Origin of the sequence: Amycolatopsis sp. VC5-11, from assembly GCF_037034185.1 — a bacterium.
Taxonomy (GTDB): Bacteria; Actinomycetota; Actinomycetes; order Mycobacteriales; family Pseudonocardiaceae; genus Amycolatopsis; species Amycolatopsis nivea.
Genome location: NZ_JBAGKF010000012.1, coordinates 123,346 through 144,412 on the forward strand (window position 1 = coordinate 123,346; position 21,067 = coordinate 144,412).

A 21,067-nucleotide genomic window follows, 5' to 3' on the forward strand; every position below is an offset into this window, starting at 1 on the left:
CCTAGCGGGCCTTGGCGAGCAGCTCGACGCCCTCGCCCAGGCCGATCACGTCGGCGTATTTGGCTTGCAGGTCGAAGAGAGCGGCGTCGTGCGGTCCCCGCGCGCGGTCGCCGCAGGCTTCGCGGACGACGAGGGTGTTGAAGCCGGACTGGACCGCGTCGACCGCGGTGGCCCGGACGCACCCCGAGGTCGTCGCGCCGCAGACGAGCACGGTGTCCGCGCCAAGGCCGGTGAGCAGCGCGGCGAGGCTCGTCCCGTGGAACGCGGACGCGCCCTTCTTGACGATCAGGTGGTCGGTGTCGTGCCGTTCCAGCCGGGGATCGAGCGCCACCTCGGCGCTTCCGTCGCGCAGGCTGCGCATGCCGGGAGCCTTGCGCAGCCACGCGATCGCGTCGCCGTCGGCCTCCGCGGGGGTGTAGCTGATCGCGGTGTAGACGACCGGCGCTCCGCTCTCGTGGGCGGCCCGGACCAGCGCGTCAGCGGCTTCGACTTCGGCGGAAAGGTCTGCGCCGGAAGGGAATTCCGGTTCGGTGAAGCCGCGAGTCAGGTCGACCACGACCAGCACCGGCGCGGTTCCCCTGGGCACCGCGGCTCCGAACCCCGCGCGGGCGTAGGTCTGGTCGGTCTCGGTGCCGTGCAGTCCGTTCTCAGGCGCGTTCACGCAGCAGCTCCTTGATCAGTTTGTGCTGCGCCCGGACCCGGCCGAGCAGCCAGCCCTGGAACAGCCCGAGCGCGCCCGCCGCGACGATCGGGAGATAGCGCTTCGCGTTGGGCGGCAACAGCATCGCCAGTCCGTCGAGCGAATCCGAGGCGGGCGCGGCGGCGGCCGCTGGTGCCGCCGGAGCCGGTGCGGTGCCGCCGTTCTCCAGCAGCGCACCGAGATTCTGCGCGAACTGCTGCAGGATCCGGTTTGACACCGTGCTGATCGCGCCCTTGCCGAACTGCGCGATTTTGCCTCGCACCACCAGATCCGTGTGCAGGTTCAGCGCCGAACCCTTCGGACCCGGCACCAGGGTCAGCGTGACGTCCGCTTCGGCGTCGCCGTTGCCGTGGCTGTCCGCGCCCCGGGCCGACAGCCGCAGCCGACGCTCGCCCTCGGCGATTTCGGTGAACCGGACCTTGCCCGCGTACGCGGCGCTGACCGGGCCGACCTTGAACTTGACCTTGCCGAGGTAGGACTCGCCGTCTCGGCCCTCCAGTACCGCGCCGGGCAGGCAGCCCGCGACCCGCTCGACGTCGTTGAGCAGCGCGAACACCGTGTCCGGATCGCCGGGAAGGTCAAGGGTGTTCTCGAGAATCATCGGACCGCGTCCTCTTTCCTGCCGGATCCCGCGCACCGCCGCGCGGCGGTCGCCTCGATCGCGTCCACAATGGTCTGGTATCCGGTGCAGCGGCACAGGTTCGACGACACCGTCTCCCGGATCTCCTCTCGCGTCGGCGACGGCTCCTGGGCGAGGAATCCCTCGGCGAGCATGAGGAAACCGGGCGTGCAGAAGCCGCACTGCAGGCCGTGGTGCTCCGAAAACGCCTGCTGCAGATCGTTCGGCTCCTCCGGGGTGCCGAGGTCCTCGACGGTCCGGATCGCGCAGCCTTCCGCCTGCACGGCGTACATCAGGCAGGCGCGCACCGGTTCGCCGTCGACCAGGATCGTGCACGCCCCGCACACGCCGTGCTCGCAGCCGACGTGCGTGCCGGTGAGGCCCACGTTGTGCCGGAGCACGTCGAGCAGCGTCCACCGCGGTTCGACGAGCAGTTCGTGCTCCTCGCCGTTGACGGTCAGGACGATCAGCTGTTTGTCGGTCATGCGCCGGTACCCGCTTTCTCCCGGTCGGCCGCGGCGAGCGCGGCGAGGACGGCCTCGGGGTGGACCGGGGTCTGCTCCAGCTGGACCCCGGTGTGCCAGAGAAGGTCGTTGACCGCGTTCAGCACGGCGGCGGGGGCGCCGATCGTGCCGCCCTCCCCGGCCCCCTTCGCGCCGCTTTCGGTGAAGGCGCACGGGGTTTCGAGGTGGTCGACGGTGATGTCGGGAATCTCCGCGGCGGTCGGGACGAGATAGTCGATGAAGCTTGCCGCCGACGGTTCGCCGTTCTCGGCGTAGGTGACCTCCTCGAACAGCGCGCCGGCGATGCCTTGCGCGATCCCGCCGCGCGCCTGGCCGTCGACCACCTTCGGGTTGATCACCACGCCGCAGTCCTCGACACAGGCGTAACGGAGGATTTTCACCTGTCCGGTGCCCGGGTCGGCCTCGACCACCACCGCGTGGGTCGCGTTCGAGAACGTGCCGTCGCCGGGGACGTCGAACGCCGCGGTGGCCGTGAGTGTCGGCTCGGCTTCCTTGGGCAGCAGGTGGCTGCGCAGGTACGCGACGTCGGCGATCTCCTCGAACGAAAGCCGCTGGCCGGGGTCGTCGAGCTGGATGACTCCCCCGTCGCCGTCGAGGCCGACGTTCTCGACGCGGGTGTCCATCAGGTGCGCCGCGATGACGCAGAGCTGCTCGCCCAGCCGGGTCGCCGCCGTCGCCACCGCCGAACCGCCGATCGTCACCGATCGGGACGCGAAAGTGCCCCAGCCGTAGGAAATCCGTTCGGTGTCGCCTTGCCGCAGCTTGACCTTGGCGAGGTCGACGCCGAGCCGTTCCGCGACGATCTGCGCGAACGTCGTTTCGTGGGACTGCCCGTGGTTGATCGTGCCGCTCGTGACGACGACCGAACCAGTGAGGTCCATCCGGATCTCGCTCACGTCGAACCCGGGCACGACGGTCATCTTCCGCTTCGCGAACGCCTCGGAGCCGTAGCCGGTGCGCTCGGAAAAGCAGCTGTAGCCGATGCCGATGTGCGGATTCTTCTCGCGCAGGTCGTACCAGCCCTCGTCGCGGAGGATCTTCTCGCCCAGCTCCAGCGATTCGAGGTAGCTGCCGGGGTCGTAGGTCACCTTGTTGATGCCGGTGTACGGGAACTCGGTGATCACGTTGCGGCGGCGGATTTCCACCGGGTCGAGACCGAGCTTGCGCGCGGCCAGGTCCATGATCCGCTCCATCACCATGACGTACTGCGGACGGCTGACCCCGCGGTACGGCGCGGTCGGCGCTTTGTTGCTGGCGATCGCCCTCGCCCGCACCCGGTAGGCCGGAACCCGGTACACCGACGGCATTTCCGCCGCCGCCATCAACGGTTCGATGCCGACGGTGAACGGATAACACGAGTACGCGCCCATGTCGCACACGATGTCGGATTCCAGCGCGGTCAACTCGCCGTCCGGAGTAAACGCGGCACGCGTGCGGTATCGCTGTTCGCGGGCGAGGAACCCGGACGCGAGCGCTTCGCTGCGGTCCTCGATCCACTTGACCGGACGCCGCAAGCGCTTCGCCGCCGCCGCGACAGCGATTTCCTCGCGCCCCACAACGCATTTCTGCCCGAAGCCGCCGCCCATGTCCGGGACCACGACGCGCACCGAACGCTCCGGAATCCGCAGCGAACGCGCCAGCACGGTCCGGACCTGGTGCGGCACCTGACTGCAGGTCTGGACGAGAAGCTGCTCGTCGCGGTCGTCCCAGGACGCCACCGCCCCGCGCGTCTCCAGCGGCAGCGCGTTCTGCCGGCCGCTGCGGGTGACAAGCTCGATCACGCACGCGTCCGCGAACGCTTCGTCCACGCCCGGGGTGTCGAACGCCGTGACGTCGAGCAGCACGTTGCTCGGCGCGTCCTCGTGCACCAGCGGCGCGTCCTCGGCGAGCGCGGTCTCCTCGGAAACGACGGCGTCGAGGACCTCGTAACTCACCTGCGCGGCCTCGATGCCGTCCTCGACCGCGTACGGATCCTTCGCGATGACCAGCGCGATCGGCTCGCCGACGAACCGCACCTTGCCGCGCGCGAGGATCGGCATCGTGGTCGGCGTGAACTCCTCGGGCGGACGATCCAGCAGCGCGACCATGTCGCCGAGCTGGAGGTCTTCCGCCGAGTACGCGGCTACGACGCCGGCCACCTCGCGGGTGGCACCGAGGTCGAGTTCGGTGATCTTGCCGTGCGCGACGGTCGCGCGCACGAACCCGGCGTGCAGCATTCCGTGGAGGTGAATGTCGTCCACGAACCGCCCCCGGCCGGTGACCAGCCGCGGATCCTCGCGACGCCGCACGGACGCGCCGATCCACTTGCCGCCCCGGCCGTCGAAGCGGGGTTCTTCGGATGCCCTCACCGGTCTCCCCTCTCCCATGCCTGGCCCAAACTCCGCGCCACCAACGTCCTCGTCAGCGCCCGCCGATAGTCCGCACTGCCTTGCGCGTCGCTGCGCGGGTCGATCGCCTCCGCCGCCGCCCGGCCGCACTCAGCGAACAACTCCGGCCCTGGCTCGCCTCCCGCCAGCACCGCCTCGGCTTCCGGAACCCGCAACGGCGCGGGCGCGACGCCACCGAGCACCACCCTTCCGCCTGCCAAGGAACCGTCCTGGCGAGGTTCGAGGGTCACCGCCGCCGCGACCGTCGCGAAATCCCCGGCACGGCGGGAAAACTCGGTCAACGCCGCCTTCGGAGCCGCCCGGGTGAACCGGACCTCGGTGACGACCTCGTCCGCCTCCACCGCGGTGGCGTAGAAGCCGTAGAACATCTCCCCGGCCGGGATGTCGCGGCGGCCGTTCGGTCCTTCGGCGACGATCACCGCGTCCAGCAGGAGCGCGAGCATGCACCACTCCGCGGTGGCGTCGCCGTGCACGAGACTCCCGCCGACCGTGCCGCGCGACCGGATCGGCAGGTGCCCGACGTACCGCATCGCCTCCGCCAGCACCGCGAACCCCGGGCTGAGCTGGGCCACCTCGACCTGGCGGTGCGTCGTCATCGCGCCGATGCGGAGCGTCGAACCCGCGTGGACGATGTCGGTCATCCCCGGCAGGTCCCGCAGCCGCCCGAGGTCGACCAGGTCGCTCGGGCGGGCCAGGCGGAAGCTCATCATCGGCATCAGGCTCTGCCCGCCCGCGATCGCTTTCGGCTCCCGCCCTTGCCCGGCGAGGTCGGAAAGCAGGCCGACGGCGTCGGCGACGTCGTGCGCCCGATGGTAGGCGAACGCGGCGGGCTTCATGCGATTCCCTTTCTGCTGCGGCGGATCAGACTGCGTCCAATTCGGACTGGTGCGGCTCCGGCGCGGTCTCGTCGTCGATCCGGTCCAGCTCCCGGCCCCGGGTTTCCGGCGCGCAGAAGACCATGAACACCACGGCCCCGACGACGAGCAGGCCGAGCAGCGTGAACGTCAGCGGCAGCCCGAGCACCGGCCACAGCACGCTCCCGAACAGCAGCGGCGCGAACCCGGTGACCGCCCGGCTGGACGACGATGCCCAGCCGAAGCCTGAGGCGCGCAGCTCCGTCGGGTACAGCTCGGACACGAAGGCGTACATCACCGGGATGACAATGAGCGAGAACAGCCCGAACGCGCCGATCGCCACCACCGCGGCTCCCGCCGACCCGAGCACCAGCGAGAAAATCACCAGCGTGACCGCAGCGAGCGGCCCGGCCGCGGCGATGACCCGCTTGCGGCCGATGCGGTCCACGAGCAACACCGCCACCACGACGCCGACGATACCGAGCGCGTTCATCAAAGTGGTCGAAGCGAACGCGGCGATCTCCCCGAAGCCCTGCGCCTTGAGGATCGACGGCATCCAGCTCAGCGCGGCGTAGTACACCAGCATCACGGTGATGAACAGCGCCCACGCGACCCCGGTGACCTTCGGGTTGTATGCCCAGACCCGCCGCAGCTGGTCGACGGCCGCGAACACCCCGCCGCCGCGCTTGTCTTCCTGAACCGCCGGCGGAATCCGGTACGGCTCCTTCGGCGCGCCCGTGCGCTCGACCAGGTCGTCGATGACCAGCCGGGCTTCCGCTTCGCGCCCCTTGCGCACCAGGTACAACGGCGATTCCGGCACCCCGCGCCGCGCCCAGAACAACAGCACCGCCGGGAGAATCATCAACACCAGCATCCACCGCCAGTTCCCGGAAACCGGGACCAGCAGCGTCGCGGACGCCCCCGCCAGCGTCGTGCCGACCGGCCACCACCCGTCCATCGCGGACAGCACCCGGCCGCGTTGCTTGCGCGGCGAAAACTCGCTGACAATGGCGTAATCCACCGGAATGCAGCCGCCCAGCCCGACTCCGGCGAGGAACCGCAGCAGCAGGAACACCTCGATATTCGGCGACAACGCGGCGAATACCGAGAAGAACGCGAACAACAGCAACGTAATGCTGAACGCCCGCTTCCGCCCGATCCGGTCCGCGACCGTCCCCCAGGCGACCGCCCCCACCGCCATGCCGATCAGATTGGCGGTGGCGACAAACCCGCGCTGCGTCGCCGACAGCCCGAATTCCGTACCCACGAGCGGGGTGAGGAATCCGTTCAGCGCGACGTCCCAGGCGTCGAACATGTAGCCGAGCCCGCCGATGAGGAAGATCTTGCCCTGGACGCGCCAGCGCCACGGCAAGTCTTGGACCACCTGGTCTCCGGTACGCATAGCCTTTGCTCCTTTGCGAAGTCTGCGTGTGCCGTTTTCGTGCTATCGGGCGAACTGGTAGTGAATCGATTCGTTGTCGGGGTCGTTGAGCGGAGTTCCGTTCCACAGCCAGTCGTAGGACACATCGGACTCGCCGTCGAAACTCCGCAGTTTTTCGTCGCGCTCGCGTTGCGCCGGACCGTCCGGCAAGTGGTAAAAACTCATATTCTGCAAAGAGGCGTCCTGCACCATCCCCGCGTGCTTGGCCCGCCGATGCACATACCGGGTCAACGCGGTGTCGATCCCGTCGCGCGTCGCCTGCCCGAGCTCCTCCGCGAGGACTGCCCCGTCCTCCATCGCCTGCGACGCCCCTTGCGCCTGGTACGGAAGCATTGCGTGGCAAGCATCCCCGAGCAACGCGACGCGCCCGTCCACCCACACCGGATCGCGACGCCGCCGGTACATCGCCCAGACGGAGACGTCGTCCTTGGCCTTCGACAGCATCATCGGCACCCGGTCGTCCCAATCGGAATACTCGGCCGCAAGCTGCTCCGCACTGGCCGGCGCACTCCAGTTCTTCTCGACTTCCTCGGTGCACGGCACGATCGCCACCACGTTCAGATACTCGCCGCCGCGGATCATGTAATGCACGAGATGCTTGTCCGGCCCATACCAAATCGTAGAATGGTAACGATCGACCAGGAACCGAGTAGCCGGATCCGCCGCGATCGAATCCCCGGGAATCAACGCCCGGTACGCCATCTCGCCGGAAAACGCGAGCGTGTCGTCAAATCCCGCGAGATCCCTTACCGCAGAACGAATCCCGTCCGCCCCGACGACGACGTCTCCTTCAAATCGCCGACCGTCCTCGGTAATGACCGCAGGCCGCTCCGGATTCCCCCGGTCAAGATCCACGACCTTCGCCGCGGTAGCCACCTTCACCACCGGCCCCGCCCCGTCCGGGTCGATGCACGCCCGCAGCAGAACGGAATGCAGATCCGCCCGATGGTAGTGCCAGTAAGGCGCCCCGTACTTGTCCACGACCCGCTGCCCGAGCGGCAACTGCGCGATAATGCTGCCGTCGGCCCACCGCCGCCGAACCTGATCCTGCGGCTCGCACCGAACCCGCTGCAGTTCGGCCCGCAACCCCAACCCGATCAAAATCCGGCTGGCATTGGGCGCAGTCTGGATCCCAGCCCCGATCTCCCCCAGCTGCGGCGCCGCTTCGACCACCGTGACCCGCAACCCGCGCTGCCGCAACGACAAGGCAGCACACAGCCCGCCCAACCCGCCGCCGGCGACCACTACCTCGAAAGACTGACTCGCCGCCACCTGCCGACCTCCTACCCGCTAGCCGCCTCCGGCTCACCTAGCCCCGGACGCGGTTAATCCGAACACGGATTATCCGAACACGCAATAGTCTTCGGGGAATTTGCTGGCAGGGAGGCGTTTTCGGCGGCGCAGGGTGGCGGTGCGGTCACCGAACGAGGCGATGCTGCGGTTCCCGGGGCGGGGCAGCGGGGCGATGCCGTGCGGCGGGGCGGGGCGGCGGTACGTGAGGGCCACCCTCACAGCCGCTGATTCCCTCAGGGGTCCCCTCACGACCCGCTGTTGCCTGCGAGGGTCCCTTCGCGGGCCCGGCTTGCCTGAAGGGACCCTTCACGACCCTCCGCCGCCACGAGGGACACCTTCACGACCCTCCGTCACGCACGAGAGACCCCTTCGCAGGCTTGGCTTCCCTCAAAGACCCCTTCACGACCCCGCCGCCGCGCACGAGGGGTCCATTCACAGCGCACCTTCCCCCAAGGGCCCCTTCGCGACCCGCCGCCGACCGCAAGAGGCTCATTCGCAGGCTCGCCCGCCGGGTGTCCTCCCCCGACCCGCCGCCACAATGCGCACCCAATGTGGCGTTCGGTGCGTCAGACGCACCCAATGCCACATTGGGGACTCCAGCAGCGGGCAAGGACTCTCACCCCACCGACGAAACCCGCCACGCGAGGCCGTGGTCCGTGAAGGGCTCCTTGAGGGAATCTGATTCCCTCAAGGAGCCCTTCACGGACTTCCGCAGGAGCAAAGGCCCGCCTCGCCGCCAGCGCCCCACCCGCCCTGACGAGCATCGTTGCAGCACCCCGCCTGCCGCCCTACCGAGAAGACCTCATTGGGCCACAACCCACGCTGCGAGCCCAACGCGACCAACCACCCAAGCCACCCGCACCCCCAACCGCGACGCGCGCACCCAACCAGCCACACGCACCCCGCAACCGCAACGCGCGCACCCGACCGGCCACGCACACCCCTCAAACCGCAGCCCGCGAACCCCACCAGCCACCCACCACCAAACCGCAGCCCGCGCACCCAACGATCGAGGCACCCAGCCCCTCCCCCGCACCCCGATACGAAGCCCATCTGCGGTTCGGGGGTGCTTGTCAAGGCATCTTTCCCGCCTTGACAAGCACCCCCGAACCGTCAGCACAATCAAGCTTCGGGGTGCCCCACGCAACCAAAAGCCGATGTCGCCGCCAGGCGACGAGCCGCCGGAGAACCCTCAAATCTCCGACCGCTCAGCAACCGCCTCCCAAAGCGCCCCCAGCTCGTTCAACATCCCCGCGATCTCCCCCCGCCGCTCCTCCGGACACCCCTCAAGCAACGCCTGATCCAGCTTCCGCGTCCGCCGAGTCACCTCGCGAAACGCAGCCAACCCGTCATCCGTCAACGTCAGCACCTTCGCCCGAGCATCATGCGGCGCAGGCCCCCGAGCAATGAGCCCCCGGTTCTCCAACCGCCGGCACACATCAGCCATCGTCGACGTGTCCAGCGCCACCGCCTTGGCCAACGCGGTCTGATCGAACCCGGGATACGCCCGCACCGCCGACAGCACCGCGAACTGCGGCCCCGTCAGCACCGAGTCGACATGCCGATTCCAAGCCGCCAAATACGCCTGGTACAGCCGTCGAGCCCCGTACCCGGGCGCGGCAGCGAGATCCGTCGGAGCCTCCAGGCTCACCCGCCGCCCCGCCCGCGAGCCGCCTTTCGCTGACCCACCCACTGCTGTCGACATCCCTCGACCTTAACTACGCACCCGCGCCCCAGCAGCCCGTCCGGTCCGCCGGAGCCTGTCCCCGCATCGCCCATAATAGTACGTCCTCGGACTAAGTGCGGTTCAGGCAACGCCGGACGGGTTCCGCGGATTCCGGTCGAACAGGGCAGCGCCGCCCATCAGAAAGAGCTGCGCGACCACCCGATCCCACCGTCGCTGCTTCCACGCGGCAGCCAGCCGCCCGCGATGCGCCGCCAAGTGGTCAGCCAGCACGTCGTGACCGAGGTTGTGCGCCCGCCCGAAATGTCGGTAGGCCGCACGGAAGTCCCGCACCGCCAGCGCGGCCCGCCCCCGGTCCATCTCGCCCTCGTACTCAGTGTCTGCCATCATCTCTCCCCTTACAGCATAGACAAAAACGCGGATTGACGACGGAAAAAGCAATTCGCACAAAGCCGCCATCAGGAACGGAGGAATACCCAGCAGCCGAACGGATCACCGCGGAAACCGCAGGTCACCACTCCGGCCGGGAGCTCCCCAGCTCAGGCGTAGTCCCCTCCCACCGCGGCGGGGTCTCACTCATCCGGATCACCGGACCCAAGCTCTTCAAATCACCATAGATCGTCCCGTCGTCCACCACCGCGTAGCGCTCGAATTCCGCGCGCGAAAGACGACCGGGCGCATTCGCGTAGGCGGTCAGCAATCCCTGCCGCTGCAACAACATCGACGACTGGCACAGCGAAACCCGCACATGATAAGACCCGCCTTCTCGAGCCCGCCGCGCCAAAGCCAGCATCGCGCCGTAACTTCCCAGGAATCCGGTGAGGAAATCGCACAAATAAACAGGCGTCAACTGTGGACGGTCCCCTCCCTGAATCACACAAGCACCAGTCACAGCTTGCGCGACCTGATCCCATCCAGCACGCATCCCGAAAGGACCTCCGGAACCGAAGCAGTCCACGCTCACATAAACGATCCCCGGACGCAGCGCCGCGAGATCCTCCGGGCCGAAGCCGTGCGCCGACATCCGCCCGGGGCGATAGCCCTCGACGAAAACATCCGCGGTACTGGCCAAAGAACGCAACCGAGCGGCATCGTCCACTGTGGAGTAATCGAGATAAGTGCTTCGCTTGCCATGACTGGTATCCCGGACGAACGGAGCCACCTGAGGAAGATGCGGAGCCGTCACCATCAGCACATTCGCCCCGTGCTCCGCCAAACTCAACGCGGCAGTGGGCCCAGCCAGAATACGGGTCAGGTCCAGGACCCGGACGCCCGACAGCGGCGAAGCACCCGCAGCGGGCAGCGGAGAAGGAGCGCTCTCCCCGATCTTGCTGATCTCGACCACCGGCCGGGAAGCCAGATACGCTCCATGCGGATGCGCGAGCCATTCCTCCGGCGTCCGCACGACTCCCCCGCAGGCGCCAGCGGCGGCGATAGCGTCTTCCAGATCTTCGGCCTTCCACTTGGCGACAGCAGCGGCAACCGAGGAAGGCGTCGCCTCGCAATCGAGAACATCCAAAACCCGGCTTTCCAGATGCGGCAGATTGAAATGCGGCAGAAACCACCGTCCATCGGCGGTCGGCCAAGGCTGGGTGAGCGCGACCATGTGCTCAACGGCGGGCGAAAGCGGTGCAGGGCGATATTCGCCGGAAGCGGAACGGACGAGCGTCATGTCTTCGCCGCCCAGAGCGGTGGCCGCGGCGGCGCGGACATCCACCGCGATCTTCTGCCGACGTCCGGTCCGCAGCTCCCACAGATCGTTCGCGGCGACGGCGCGGGCGGCGAGTGCGTCGGCGAGGGTTTCGCCGATCCGGAACGGCGACGCGAAAAGCGGGTCCGAGCCGGTGATCGTGACCTCGTCGGCGGCGGGACGAGGGGCGTCGCGCAAGGTCATCAGTTCGTCGAAGGCGTCCATAGTCATTCCTTTCAGGCCGAAGCGACGTCGACCACGATGCGGCCGGTACCGGAACCGGCCAGGAGCGAAGCGGCTGCGTCCTTGGCGTCGGAGAGCGGGACGACCCGCGTCACGGAGTCCAGGAGCACCGGATCGAGCAACTGCGCCAGGCGCTGCCAGGCGGCCTCGCGACGGAGCGGAGGCGTGCGGACCGAGTCGATCCCGAGCAGGGAGACGCCGCGCAGGATGAACGGCAGGACATTGCCGGGGTACTCGGCGCCTCCGGCGAGTCCGCAGGTCGTCGCGACGCCGGAGTGTTGCAGCCCGGCAAGCGCACCGGCGAGCACGGAGCCGCCGACCGCGTCGAGCACGCCTGCCCAGCGTTGTTTGCCCAACGGCTTGCCAGCAGCAGCGAGTTCGGCGCGGTCGAGGACCTGCCCGGCGCCCAGTGCGGTGAGTTGCGAGGACAGCTCAGCCGGACGGCCAGTGGCGGCGATGACCTCGTACCGAGCAGCCGCGAGCAGCGCTATCGCGATCGAGCCGACGCCGCCGCCCGCGCCGGTGACCAGGATCGGTCCGGTTTCCGGGGCCAGGCCGTGGCGTTCCAGCGCGAGCAGGCTCAATGCGGCGGTGAATCCGGCGGTACCGATCGCCGCCGCGCGGAGCGGGCCGAGCTGCGCGGGGACGCGGACGAGGTCGTCGCCGTTGACCGCGGCGAGGCCAGCCAGCCCGCCGTGCAGGTCTTCGCCGAGACCAGCGCCGTTGAGCGTGACCACGTCGCCCGCCTGCCAGCGCGGATGCCGCGACGCGAGCACCTCGCCGGTCAGGTCGATCCCGACGACGAGCGGATGCCGCCGGACGACGCCGGGGCGGCCGTGCAGCGCGAGCGCGTCCTTGTAGTTGATGCTCGAGCAGCGCACGCGAACGGTGGTGTCGAGGTCGTCCAGCATCGCCGGGTCGAGGCGGTCGAGCGTCGCTCCCGCGGAGTCGCGCGCGATCCAGCCGGGGAAGGCCGTCATCTCCTGGTCCATGATGTCCACGCTAGAAATCCGGAACCTGACAGGGAAATGCCTGTCACAACGGCACCATGCACGGCGGGCATAGCTGGGTAGGCTGCCCGGCATGGAGGTCGAACTGCGGCATCTGCGCGCGTTCGTGACGGTCGCGACGTGCGGCACGTTCACGGCCGCGAGCCGCGAACTGCTGATCACCCAGCCGGCGCTCACGCGTACGATCCAGCAGCTCGAGGAATCGGTCGGCACGCGCCTGCTGGAGCGCACGCCGCACGGCGTCGAACCGACCGAGGCCGGCGGCGAGTTGCTTGGGCGGCTGCGCGTCGTGCTGCGCGATCTCGACACCGCGCTCGCCGCGGCGGGCGGGAACGCCGGGCTGCGGATCGGGTTCCAGTGGGCGCTGCCGGATCCGTGGGCGAGCGACCTGCTGACCGCCTTCGAAACCGCGACCGGCGCGACCGCCACCCTCCTGCGCCGCGACGACATCGTGGCCGCCCTGCATTCCGGCGACGTCGACGCGGCGCTGGTGCGCGGCGAGATCGACGCGTCCGGGATCAGCGGAACCTTGCTGTTCGAGGAAGACCGGCTCGCCGCGGTCGCCGCGAGTTCGGAACTGGCGGCGCGCACGGAGCTGGACTGGACCGAATTGGCCGCGCATCCGGTGGTCGTGAACACGGTCAGCGGCGCGACCAGCCCGCTCGACTGGCCGCCGGAAAACCGGCCCGCGCAGGTGATCCAGTGCGGCAGCTACGACGAATGGCTCACGATCATCGCCTCCGGCCGGGCTGTCGGATCGACCACCACCTCGGCCGCGGAAGCGCACACCCACGCGCGCGTCGCGCACCTCCCGCTGCGGAACGCGCCCCGCGTGGCCCTGCGCCTGCTGTGGCCGACGCGCCGGTCAAGCGATCCGCTGCTGCGCCGGTTCAGCGAACTGGCACATTCCGTTCAGCGAGCGTCGTAGTCCGCACGGGCCTTTTCGATCTTCGCCAAATGCTCGACGCTCCATTCCAGCAATGGCGCGGTCGCTTCGCGGAGGGTCCGGCCCATGACCGTCAGCTCGTAGGAAACGTGCGGCGGCATGACATTGTGGACAGTCCGGGTGAGAATCCCGTCGCGCTCCAGATCCCGCAGCGTCACGGTGAGCATCCGCTGGCTGATCCCCTCGATTTCCCTTTTGAGTTCGGTGAACCGCTTCGGCCCGTCACGCAGCATGCGGACGATCAGCAGCGCCCACTTGTCGCCCACGATCTCCAGGACCACTCGGGTCCGGCACACCTCGTCGGCCATGGTTACCTCCGGAGAACCGGGGCACTAATTAGTGCCTTATTGCCCGCCGCGCTGCGGACGATCACGATGGTTCTCAAACAGTACCGGGTTACTTCCGGTAACCGCAAAACCGAGGAATCCTGACTATGACTACGTTTGTGCTGGTGCACGGCGCGTGGCACAGCGGCCGCGCCTGGGACCGGGTCGTCCCGCTGCTGGAAGCGGCCGGGCACCGGGTGCTCGCGCCTTCGCTGACCGGCTACGGCGACAAGAAACACCTGCTCAGCCCCGAAATCGGGCTCGACACCCACGTCCAGGACATCGTGGACCTGCTCCGCGGCGAAGAGGACGTGGTCCTGGTCGGGCACAGCTATGCCGGGCTGGTCATCTCGTCGGCCGCGAACGAGGTGCCGGACCGGGTCGCGGAGCTGGTCTACCTCGACGCGATGGTGCCCGAGGACGGCGAAACCGCGGTCGACGTCCAGCCGGTCAGCCAGCGTCTGATCGAACTCGCCCAGCAGCACGGCGACGGCTGGCGCGTCCCGCCGCTGCCGGAGCGGCCCGCGCCGTTCGGGCTGTTCGGCGTCACCGACCCGGACGACGTCGCCTGGGTGCGCGGAATGCTCTCCGACCAGCCGGTCCGCTGCCTGCAGCAACCAGTGCGGCTCGACAATCCGGCCGCGCGAGCGATCCCGCGCACGCACATCCACTGCGTCGGCACGACCCCGGAGGGCATCATCCGCCGCCCGGTCCCCGCGATCCAGCCGAACGGGACGCCCGCCCAGGTGTGGGAGCTGCCGACCGGGCACGACTGCATGGTGACGATGCCGGTCGAGCTGAGCGAACTGCTGCTGAAGCTCGCCTAGTCCGGACGGTCGAGTGCTCACCGGGCAAACTTGCCCAGTGGGCACTTTTATGGCTACCTTGGGAGCACAGCACCCGGGGGAAGGACGTCCAGCCATGCCGAAAACCGCCGTGCCGGAAGAAACGAGCCCGTTCACCCGGCGCGTCAAGATCGGCATCGCCGGGGCGTTGTCCGGCATGGCGCTGGGCATGCTCGACAGCTACATCGTCGCCACCGCGCTGCCGAGCATCGCCGCGGACCTCGGCGCACCGGGGTCGATGACCTGGATCATCACCGCCTACGCGCTCGCGATCGCCGCGTCGACCCAGGTGTGGGGCAAACTCAGCGACCAGTTCGACCGCAAGGCGATGTTCCTGCTTGCGGTCGCCGTCTTCCTGGCCGGATCCATGCTCTGCGGACTGGCCCCGACGATGGGCGCGCTGATCGGTTTTCGTGCACTGCAAGGCATCGGGGCCGGCGGGCTGCTCGTCGGGGCGATGGCGATGGTCCAGGTTCTGGTGCCGCCCAAGGAATCCACGCGGATCTCCAGCTGGACCGGCCTGCTGCTGGGCCTCTCCCTCGTCGGCGGCCCGCTGGCCGGCGGCTTCCTCACCGACGCGCTCAGCTGGCGCTGGATCTTCTACGTCAACGTCCCGTTCGGACTGTTGTGTCTCATCGGGACAGTCGTCGGGGTCCAGCTGCCGGCGAAAAGCGGGAAAGCACGCATCGATTACGGCGGAACGGTTCTACTGGTCGCCGCGGTCGTCTGCCTCACCTTGGCGACCAGCTGGGTCGGCACCCGCTACGCCTGGAACTCGCCGACGATCCTCGGCCTGTGCGCGGCCGCGGTCGCCGCGCTGACCGCGTTCGTGTTGGTGGAAGGCCGCTGCCCCGAGCCGCTCGTCCCGTTCCGGATGTTCCGCACCCGCAATTTCGCGCTCGCGCAGGTGCTCGGCTTCGCCTTCAACGTCACTATGGTCGCGACAGTCACTTTTCTCCCGCTGTACTTCCAGAACGCGCGCGACGTGCCGCCGTCGCTCAGCGGGCTGCTGCTGATCCCGATGACCGCCGGGATGGTCGTGGTGATGAACGCGAGTTCGAGATACCTCCGCCGCACCGGCCGTTTCCGGATCCTGCCGATCATCGGCAGCGCCTGCGTCGCCGTCGGGATGGCCGGGGTGTGTTTCCTGGGACCGGACACCGATCCGCTGCTCGCGTCGCTGACCGGACTGCCGCTCGGGGCGGGGCTCGGCTGCCTGATCCAGAACACGATCCTAATCATCCGGCTGAGCGTCGAACCCCGAGACCTCGGCGCGGCGCTCGGCCTGGGCTCCCTGACCCGGACGCTCGGCAGCGGCATCGGCGCGGCCCTGTTCGGCTCGCTGTACGTCAGCGCGCTGACCCGAGAGACCACACCGGCCGCGGTCGCCGACGGCCTGCACGCGGTCGCCAGTGCGACGCTCGTCGTCGCGCTGCTCTCCCTGACGGCCGCGTGCTTCGTCCGCGAAGTCCCGCTCACCGACCGCCCCGCACCGCGCTGACCTGCGGATTCCAGCGGCGCTCCAGACCCGTTCCATACCTTCCCGGCAGCGTCCTCCACGGTGCGTCGCGTCCGCCGGGAGGGTGGGACCGAGGCCAAGGGGGACGAACCGGCCGGGCCAGACCCTCCCGGCCGGTTCGGGCAAGGGCGGTCGCAACCCCAGGCTCCGCCCTTGCCCGCTCTTCACCGCTCGCGGCGGGTGCGATTTCACTCGCCGCACCGCCTCGATCGCTGCGTTTCACTCGTTGCACCGCCTTGATTCGCCACGATCCCGATCGCAGCGCCGCCCGCAACGCCGCACTTCCGCTCGCGACATTGCCCCGAGTGCCGCACCGCCCCGATCGCCATTCCGATCGCCGTGCCACCCCGGCTGCCTCGATCCCGATCGCCGCGGCGTGGCGGCGTGGCGGCGTGGCGGCGTGGCGGCGTGGCGGCGTGGCTGGCCGGAGTAGTCGGAGCGACCGAGACGGGGCCGAGCCAGCCACGGCCGCCACCGCGTGCCCCCCTGGGCAGTTCCCGTCCGCCGCACCCACCGATTCGCCTCGGCCGCCACCCGAGTCAGCCGACCGCGCGCTCCAGCAACACCTCCGCAGCCGCACGGGCATGACGGCCGTAGCTCGGATCGCCGAGAACCATCGCTCGGCTCGCCGCCCCGTCGGCCAGCGTCACCAGTTGCTCGGCGAGCGCGGCGGGATCGGCGGCCCCCAGCTCCGAAACCAGGTCGGTGACCAGCCGGAGCATCAGCAGTTTCTGCTCCCGCGCGTACGCGTGCACCGCGCTGGCCGGGTCGGGGTACTCCGCCGCCGCGTCCACGAACAGGCAGCCGCGCACCGGTTCGGCGTCCGGTAGGTCGAACATCGCCAGAAGCCGTTGCCGCGCAGGGAGATCCGCGCGGGTCAGCACGTCGTGCAGGGTGTCGCCGGAGCGGACGAGTTCGCGCAGGTAAGCGACGACCAGATCGTCCTTGACCGGGAAATGCAGGTACAGCGTCCGCTTCGACACCGGGGCCGCGGCGGCGACCTGCTCCATCGTCGTGCCGGTGATGCCCTGGCGGGCGAACAGGTCCGCGGCGGCCGCCAGCACGCGTTCGCGGCCGCCGCGACCGGCCCGGCGGGGCTTCTCCTCGACCATGCGGTCAAGTGTACAGAAACGTTTACTTAAGCCGCCGCAGCCTGCTACCGTGCTTAGGTATACGAGAACGTTTACCTAAGGAGGCACTCCCGATGCCCGAACTCGCCGACGCCGCCGCGACCCTGATCCGCGGGCGGCGGGCGACCCGGTCGTTCCGGCCCGATCCCGTTCCGGACCGCACCCTGCGCGAGATCTTCGACCTCGCCGCCGCGGCACCGTCCAATTCCAATGCGCAGCCGTGGCAGGTCGAGGTCGTCAGCGGAGCCAAGAGGGACGAACTCGCCGACGCACTGGTCGCCGCACACCAGGAAGGCCGCCGGTCGGTCGATTTTCCGTACAGCGAAGCCATTTACGAAGCCGTGCAGCAGAAGCGCCGAGCCGCGGCGGGTGGCGCGTTGTACGGCGCGCTGCGGATCGGTTTCGACGACCACGACGCGCGCGCCGCCTACGACGCCGAAAGCCTGCGCTTCTACGGCGCCCCGCACGTCGCGCTGCTGTTCGCCCCGGACACCGCCGAGGCCCGGCTCGCGGCGGATGTTGGGATGTACGGGCAGACCTTGCTGCTGGCCATGCAGGCGCACGGAGTTTCCAGCTGCCCGCAAGGATTGCTGAGCTTCTACGCGGACACGGTCCGGGAAACGCTCGGCCTCGACCGCGGGAAGCTGCTGTTCGGGATCTCGTTCGGGTACGCCGACCGCACCGCGCCCGTGAACCGGTTCGCCGTCGGACGCGCCCCGCTCGCCGAGACCACCCGCTTCCACGCCTGATCTCGTCTCGACCGGAATCTCCCGAAAAGGTTGCCGGGCCGCCGCGCGGGTACTCCGGCCCGGGGAGGTGCCGATGGACGTACCGACACTCGGCGTCGAGGAAGAATTCCTGCTCGCCTCGCCGGCCGACGGCCGTCCGATGCCCGTCGCGGACGAGGTTCTCGGGAAGGTCGGGCGGCTCGCGGACGGGGCGGCCGTCCACCGGGAACTGCGCGCGACCCAGGTGGAACACGCCACCGGCGTCTGCACGACCGCGGCGCAGCTTCGCGACCAGCTGTGCCGCGGCCGGCTGGCGTTGTCCCGAGCAGCGACCGACGCCGGCTGCGCGATCCTCGCCACCGGAAGCCCGGTCGGCCCGCTCCGCTCCCCCGCCGAGCCGCTGCCGCCGGATCGGTACGCGCGGATCGACGCGCACTACGGCGATCTGGCCGCCGATTACGAAGCCTGCGGCTGCCACGTGCACGTCGGAGTCCCGGACGCGGACACCGCGGTAGCGGTCGTGAATCACCTCGCGCGATGGCTGCCGACGCTGCTCGCGCTGTCGGCCAACTCACCGTTCGACCGCGGCCGGGACACCGGGCTCCACAGCTGGAGAATGGCGCTGCAGACCCGTTTTCCCGGCTCCGGCCTCTCCCCGCACGCGAGGTCCCACGCCGAGCATTCGCGGCTCGTCGACTCGCTCGTGGAGTGCGGGGCGCTGGTGGATCGCGAGCAGACGTTCTGGCTCGCCTGGCCTTCGCCGCGCTATCCGACAGTGGAGCTGCGGGTCGCTGACGTGCCGCTGACCGTCGACGGCGCGCTCGTTCAGGCAGTCCTCTCGCGGGCACTGGTCGCCACCGCACTCGCTGACCTGGAACGCGGCATCGAAGCAGCCCCGCTCGACCCGCAGATCGGTTCGGCGGCGGTGTGGGCGGCGACGCGGCACGGGCTCACCGGCGCCCTCGTCGACCCGGTCCGCGAGAGACCGCTGCCCGCCGCCGAAGCCGTCGCCGATCTGCTCCGCCATGCCGGACCCGCCCTCCGAGCGGCCGGGGACCACGACCTCGCCCACCGGCTCGTCCAAGCCGTGCTGCGGGACGGCACCGGCTCGGCCGCGCAACGGAAAGCCGGGCCGGACGGAGTCGTCGCGATGCTCGCCGCGCGCACCGTCCCACGCGTGACCTCGCTCCAGACGGGTACCCGGGGACAATGACGACCTCCCTCACCGCACTGCCGACCGCGCGCGGACCGGTCTCCGCGGCGCTGCTGGAAATCCTGCGGGATCCGGCCGTCCAGACCGCGGTCGACCTCCGCGACGCCGACCCGTTCGGCGACGATCTCCACCTCGCCCTGCATCTCTGCTACGAACTGCACTACCGCGGGCTGCCCGGCGTCGACGCGGACCGCGAGTGGGACACCGCGCTGCTGAAAATCCGGGCAGAGCTGGAGAACACGTTCCGTTCCGCGTTGCGCGACGCGGTTCCCGGCGGCTCCGGCGTGGACGCCGAACTCGACGAGCTGCTGACCGGACGCGACGCCGACGGGGCGGTCGGTTTCCTGCTGGCCGAGGGCGAATGGTGGCACGTCAAGGAACTGTTCGCGCACCGGTCGATCTACCACCTCAAGGAAGCCGATCCGCACGCGTGGGTCATCCCGCGGCTGTCCGGTCCGGCGAAGGCCGGGCTGGTGGCGGTGGAGTTCGACGAGTTCGGCGGCGGCCGCGCCGACCGGGTGCACGCGAAGCTGTTCGCGGACCTGCTCGCGGCGGCGGACCTGCCCGACGGGTACCTGGCGCTGCTGGAGCACGTTCCGGGGCCGATGCTCGCGCTGGTCAACATGATGTCGATGTTCGGCCTGCACCGGGCGTCGCGCGGGGCGCTGGTCGGGCACTTCGCCGCCGCGGAGATCACCACCGCCCCGGGCGCGCAGCGGATGGACCGGATCCTGCGCCGCCTCGGCGCGCCCGAAGCCTGCCGGTTCTTCTACACCGAACACATCGAGGCCGACGCGGTGCACGAACAGGTCATGCGGCACGACGTCGTGGGCGGATTGCTCGACGCGGAACCGGAACTGGCGGCGGACGTCGTGTTCGGGATCCAGGCGACCGGGTTCCTGGAAGCACAACTCGACCAGCACCTGCTCGGCTGCTGGCAGGACGGGCTGTCCTCGCTGCGCCAGCCGCTGCCCTGAGAGCAACGGCCTGGTCGCGCACCCGCGACCAGGCCGCCGCAGGGGTCAGCCAGTGCCGCGGACCCGCTTGCGATGACTCGCGTCGCACCACGGAAACCTCTTGCTGCGCCGGCAAGCGCACACCGCGACGACGAACCGGTCCGACCGCGCCGTGCCCCCGTCCGGAGCGGACACCTCGACCGGCCCCTCCACCAGGACCGGCCCGCCCGGCACCACCCGGACCCGGCGTTCATCGCGCGGCACGGAGCACCACCAGTTCCTCCGTGCGGTCGCCGGGCCGCACGAAACCGCGTTCGATCAAGAACTCCAGGCGTCCGGAGACCACCGGTCCGAACGGCACTTCCGCCCGCGCCAGCACCTCGCTGCGCAACCCTCCGGCAGCCAGCGCGAACCGGGTTTTGTCCACATCGGACATCGTCGACTGCACCAGGTACAGCGCACCAGCACGGGTCAGCAGCGAAGGAGCGGCGGCGCACAACGGGTCCAGCATCGCGCGACCGTCCGGCCCCGCGTCCCACGCGCGAGTCGAGCGGACGGTCGGCGTCGGGGAAGGCACGTACGGAGGATTGGCGACCACGACGTCGTACGGTCCGGCTTCGACGGTTTCCTGAAGCCCACCCCTGAGCAGTCCGATCGGGAGAGCGCGCAGCACGGTGTTCATCCACGCGGAAGCCAGTGCCCGCATGGAGATGTCCGTCGCGACGACCGCGGCTCCGGTCCGGGCCAAGGCGATGGCCAGCGCACCGCTGCCGGTTCCCACGTCCGCGCACCGCATTCCGCACCCGATGCGCGTGTCCGCCATCAGCACGCTCGAAAGCAAGGCAGTGTCCTCTTGCGGACGGTAGACCCCCGGCAGCCGGAATACTCTGCCCAGCGGCCGGGCCTCCGTTTCGGTGCGCACAGACGTCGTCATGGCGGTCCTCCATCTCGGTCGGGCC

The 21,067-nt window shown here is 69.6% G+C and carries 21 protein-coding genes; 6 read left to right on the top strand and 15 right to left on the bottom strand.

Annotated elements, in window-relative coordinates; all coding sequences use genetic code 11:
- Position 1 precedes the first annotated feature (1 nt).
- The 11 genes from WA670_RS30120 to WA670_RS30170 all read right to left on the bottom strand — a co-directional run bounded on the left by WA670_RS30120 (position 2) and on the right by WA670_RS30170 (position 12,427).
- Positions 2 to 661, bottom strand: a complete 660-nt coding sequence (locus tag WA670_RS30120) for an isochorismatase family protein (RefSeq protein WP_336159572.1) — start codon at positions 659 to 661, stop codon at positions 2 to 4.
- Positions 648 to 1,301 carry an SRPBCC family protein gene (locus WA670_RS30125; protein ID WP_336159573.1) on the bottom strand — a complete coding sequence of 218 codons (654 nt, stop codon included), beginning with the start codon at positions 1,299 to 1,301 and terminating at the stop codon, positions 648 to 650. Before WA670_RS30125 ends, WA670_RS30120 begins: the two co-directional genes overlap by 14 nt.
- Positions 1,298 to 1,804 carry a (2Fe-2S)-binding protein gene (locus tag WA670_RS30130; RefSeq protein ID WP_336159574.1) on the bottom strand — a complete coding sequence of 169 codons (507 nt, stop codon included), beginning with the start codon at positions 1,802 to 1,804 and terminating at the stop codon, positions 1,298 to 1,300. The genes WA670_RS30125 and WA670_RS30130 overlap by 4 nt, the downstream gene beginning before the upstream one ends.
- The gene (locus WA670_RS30135) at positions 1,801 to 4,191 is read right to left on the bottom strand and encodes a xanthine dehydrogenase family protein molybdopterin-binding subunit (protein WP_336159575.1); all 2,391 of its coding nucleotides are present in this window, start codon (positions 4,189 to 4,191) and stop codon (positions 1,801 to 1,803) included. Before WA670_RS30135 ends, WA670_RS30130 begins: the two co-directional genes overlap by 4 nt.
- Positions 4,188 to 5,066, bottom strand: a complete 879-nt coding sequence (locus tag WA670_RS30140) for an FAD binding domain-containing protein (RefSeq protein ID WP_336159576.1) — start codon at positions 5,064 to 5,066, stop codon at positions 4,188 to 4,190. The genes WA670_RS30135 and WA670_RS30140 overlap by 4 nt, the downstream gene beginning before the upstream one ends.
- Positions 5,067 to 5,091: 25 nt before the next feature.
- Positions 5,092 to 6,486, bottom strand: coding sequence for an MFS transporter (locus tag WA670_RS30145; RefSeq protein WP_037813179.1), 1,395 nt, complete (start codon positions 6,484 to 6,486; stop codon positions 5,092 to 5,094).
- A 42-nt stretch (positions 6,487 to 6,528) separates the two neighbouring features.
- The gene (locus WA670_RS30150) at positions 6,529 to 7,797 is read right to left on the bottom strand and encodes an FAD-dependent monooxygenase (protein ID WP_275292818.1); all 1,269 of its coding nucleotides are present in this window, start codon (positions 7,795 to 7,797) and stop codon (positions 6,529 to 6,531) included.
- 1,213 nt (positions 7,798 to 9,010) lie between these two features.
- Positions 9,011 to 9,511, bottom strand: a complete 501-nt coding sequence (locus WA670_RS30155; RefSeq protein ID WP_043833973.1) for a MarR family winged helix-turn-helix transcriptional regulator — start codon at positions 9,509 to 9,511, stop codon at positions 9,011 to 9,013.
- A gap of 114 nt (positions 9,512 to 9,625) precedes the next feature.
- Positions 9,626 to 9,889 (bottom strand): DUF3703 domain-containing protein, encoded by a 264-nt coding sequence (locus WA670_RS30160; RefSeq protein ID WP_158714488.1) that lies wholly within the window; start codon positions 9,887 to 9,889, stop codon positions 9,626 to 9,628.
- A 124-nt stretch (positions 9,890 to 10,013) separates the two neighbouring features.
- Positions 10,014 to 11,417: a CoA transferase gene (locus WA670_RS30165; RefSeq protein ID WP_336159577.1), complete on the bottom strand. Its 1,404-nt coding sequence runs from the start codon at positions 11,415 to 11,417 to the stop codon at positions 10,014 to 10,016.
- Positions 11,418 to 11,428: 11 nt separating this feature from the next.
- On the bottom strand, positions 11,429 to 12,427 hold the full coding sequence (locus WA670_RS30170; protein ID WP_336159578.1) for an acrylyl-CoA reductase family protein: 999 nt from the start codon (positions 12,425 to 12,427) through the stop codon (positions 11,429 to 11,431).
- Positions 12,428 to 12,518: 91 nt separating this feature from the next.
- Here WA670_RS30170 and WA670_RS30175 point away from each other — a divergent pair, with 91 nt between their 5' ends.
- A complete protein-coding gene (locus tag WA670_RS30175; RefSeq protein ID WP_336159579.1) occupies positions 12,519 to 13,373 on the top strand; it encodes a LysR family transcriptional regulator in 855 nt (284 codons plus the stop codon).
- Here the strand turns inward: WA670_RS30175 and WA670_RS30180 are convergent.
- On the bottom strand, positions 13,358 to 13,699 hold the full coding sequence (locus tag WA670_RS30180; protein WP_037813190.1) for a winged helix-turn-helix transcriptional regulator: 342 nt from the start codon (positions 13,697 to 13,699) through the stop codon (positions 13,358 to 13,360). The genes WA670_RS30175 and WA670_RS30180 overlap by 16 nt on opposite strands.
- Before the next feature lie 125 nt (positions 13,700 to 13,824).
- On the opposite strand from WA670_RS30180, the gene WA670_RS30185 reads away from it, so the two are divergent.
- Positions 13,825 to 14,544 carry an alpha/beta fold hydrolase gene (locus WA670_RS30185; protein ID WP_336159580.1) on the top strand — a complete coding sequence of 240 codons (720 nt, stop codon included), beginning with the start codon at positions 13,825 to 13,827 and terminating at the stop codon, positions 14,542 to 14,544.
- A 94-nt stretch (positions 14,545 to 14,638) separates the two neighbouring features.
- Positions 14,639 to 16,063, top strand: a complete 1,425-nt coding sequence (locus WA670_RS30190; protein ID WP_336159581.1) for an MFS transporter — start codon at positions 14,639 to 14,641, stop codon at positions 16,061 to 16,063.
- A gap of 557 nt (positions 16,064 to 16,620) precedes the next feature.
- Here WA670_RS30190 and WA670_RS30195 read toward each other — a convergent pair.
- Entirely contained in the window at positions 16,621 to 17,193 is a 573-nt protein-coding gene (locus WA670_RS30195) for a TetR/AcrR family transcriptional regulator (RefSeq protein WP_238606983.1), read from the bottom strand.
- A 92-nt stretch (positions 17,194 to 17,285) separates the two neighbouring features.
- Between WA670_RS30195 and WA670_RS30200 the strand changes: the two genes are divergently transcribed.
- From WA670_RS30200 to WA670_RS30210, 3 genes are all read left to right on the top strand, one after another.
- Positions 17,286 to 17,960 carry a nitroreductase gene (locus WA670_RS30200; protein WP_238606984.1) on the top strand — a complete coding sequence of 225 codons (675 nt, stop codon included), beginning with the start codon at positions 17,286 to 17,288 and terminating at the stop codon, positions 17,958 to 17,960.
- Between the two features lie 73 nt (positions 17,961 to 18,033).
- The gene (locus tag WA670_RS30205) at positions 18,034 to 19,152 is read left to right on the top strand and encodes a carboxylate-amine ligase (protein ID WP_336159582.1); all 1,119 of its coding nucleotides are present in this window, start codon (positions 18,034 to 18,036) and stop codon (positions 19,150 to 19,152) included.
- On the top strand, positions 19,149 to 20,129 hold the full coding sequence (locus WA670_RS30210) for an iron-containing redox enzyme family protein (RefSeq protein ID WP_336159583.1): 981 nt from the start codon (positions 19,149 to 19,151) through the stop codon (positions 20,127 to 20,129). Before WA670_RS30205 ends, WA670_RS30210 begins: the two co-directional genes overlap by 4 nt.
- Positions 20,130 to 20,174: 45 nt before the next feature.
- Here WA670_RS30210 and WA670_RS30215 read toward each other — a convergent pair whose 3' ends face one another.
- Both WA670_RS30215 and WA670_RS30220 read right to left on the bottom strand, forming a co-directional pair.
- Positions 20,175 to 20,372 carry a CDGSH iron-sulfur domain-containing protein gene (locus tag WA670_RS30215; protein ID WP_336159584.1) on the bottom strand — a complete coding sequence of 66 codons (198 nt, stop codon included), beginning with the start codon at positions 20,370 to 20,372 and terminating at the stop codon, positions 20,175 to 20,177.
- Positions 20,359 to 21,042 carry a methyltransferase gene (locus WA670_RS30220; protein ID WP_336159585.1) on the bottom strand — a complete coding sequence of 228 codons (684 nt, stop codon included), beginning with the start codon at positions 21,040 to 21,042 and terminating at the stop codon, positions 20,359 to 20,361. Before WA670_RS30220 ends, WA670_RS30215 begins: the two co-directional genes overlap by 14 nt.
- Positions 21,043 to 21,067 lie beyond the last annotated feature (25 nt).

Coding starts and splice junctions, on each gene's coding strand:
- WA670_RS30125 (WP_336159573.1), bottom strand. CDS start 1,301: ATGATTCTCGAGAACACCCTTGACCTTCCCGGCGATCCGGACACGGTG.
- WA670_RS30130 (WP_336159574.1), bottom strand. CDS start 1,804: ATGACCGACAAACAGCTGATCGTCCTGACCGTCAACGGCGAGGAGCAC.
- WA670_RS30140 (WP_336159576.1), bottom strand. CDS start 5,066: ATGAAGCCCGCCGCGTTCGCCTACCATCGGGCGCACGACGTCGCCGAC.
- WA670_RS30145 (WP_037813179.1), bottom strand. CDS start 6,486: ATGCGTACCGGAGACCAGGTGGTCCAAGACTTGCCGTGGCGCTGGCGC.
- WA670_RS30160 (WP_158714488.1), bottom strand. CDS start 9,889: ATGGCAGACACTGAGTACGAGGGCGAGATGGACCGGGGGCGGGCCGCG.
- WA670_RS30165 (WP_336159577.1), bottom strand. CDS start 11,417: ATGGACGCCTTCGACGAACTGATGACCTTGCGCGACGCCCCTCGTCCC.
- WA670_RS30170 (WP_336159578.1), bottom strand. CDS start 12,427: ATGGACCAGGAGATGACGGCCTTCCCCGGCTGGATCGCGCGCGACTCC.
- WA670_RS30175 (WP_336159579.1), top strand. CDS start 12,519: ATGGAGGTCGAACTGCGGCATCTGCGCGCGTTCGTGACGGTCGCGACG.
- WA670_RS30180 (WP_037813190.1), bottom strand. CDS start 13,699: ATGGCCGACGAGGTGTGCCGGACCCGAGTGGTCCTGGAGATCGTGGGC.
- WA670_RS30185 (WP_336159580.1), top strand. CDS start 13,825: ATGACTACGTTTGTGCTGGTGCACGGCGCGTGGCACAGCGGCCGCGCC.
- WA670_RS30190 (WP_336159581.1), top strand. CDS start 14,639: ATGCCGAAAACCGCCGTGCCGGAAGAAACGAGCCCGTTCACCCGGCGC.
- WA670_RS30195 (WP_238606983.1), bottom strand. CDS start 17,193: ATGGTCGAGGAGAAGCCCCGCCGGGCCGGTCGCGGCGGCCGCGAACGC.
- WA670_RS30200 (WP_238606984.1), top strand. CDS start 17,286: ATGCCCGAACTCGCCGACGCCGCCGCGACCCTGATCCGCGGGCGGCGG.
- WA670_RS30205 (WP_336159582.1), top strand. CDS start 18,034: ATGGACGTACCGACACTCGGCGTCGAGGAAGAATTCCTGCTCGCCTCG.
- WA670_RS30210 (WP_336159583.1), top strand. CDS start 19,149: ATGACGACCTCCCTCACCGCACTGCCGACCGCGCGCGGACCGGTCTCC.
- WA670_RS30220 (WP_336159585.1), bottom strand. CDS start 21,042: ATGACGACGTCTGTGCGCACCGAAACGGAGGCCCGGCCGCTGGGCAGA.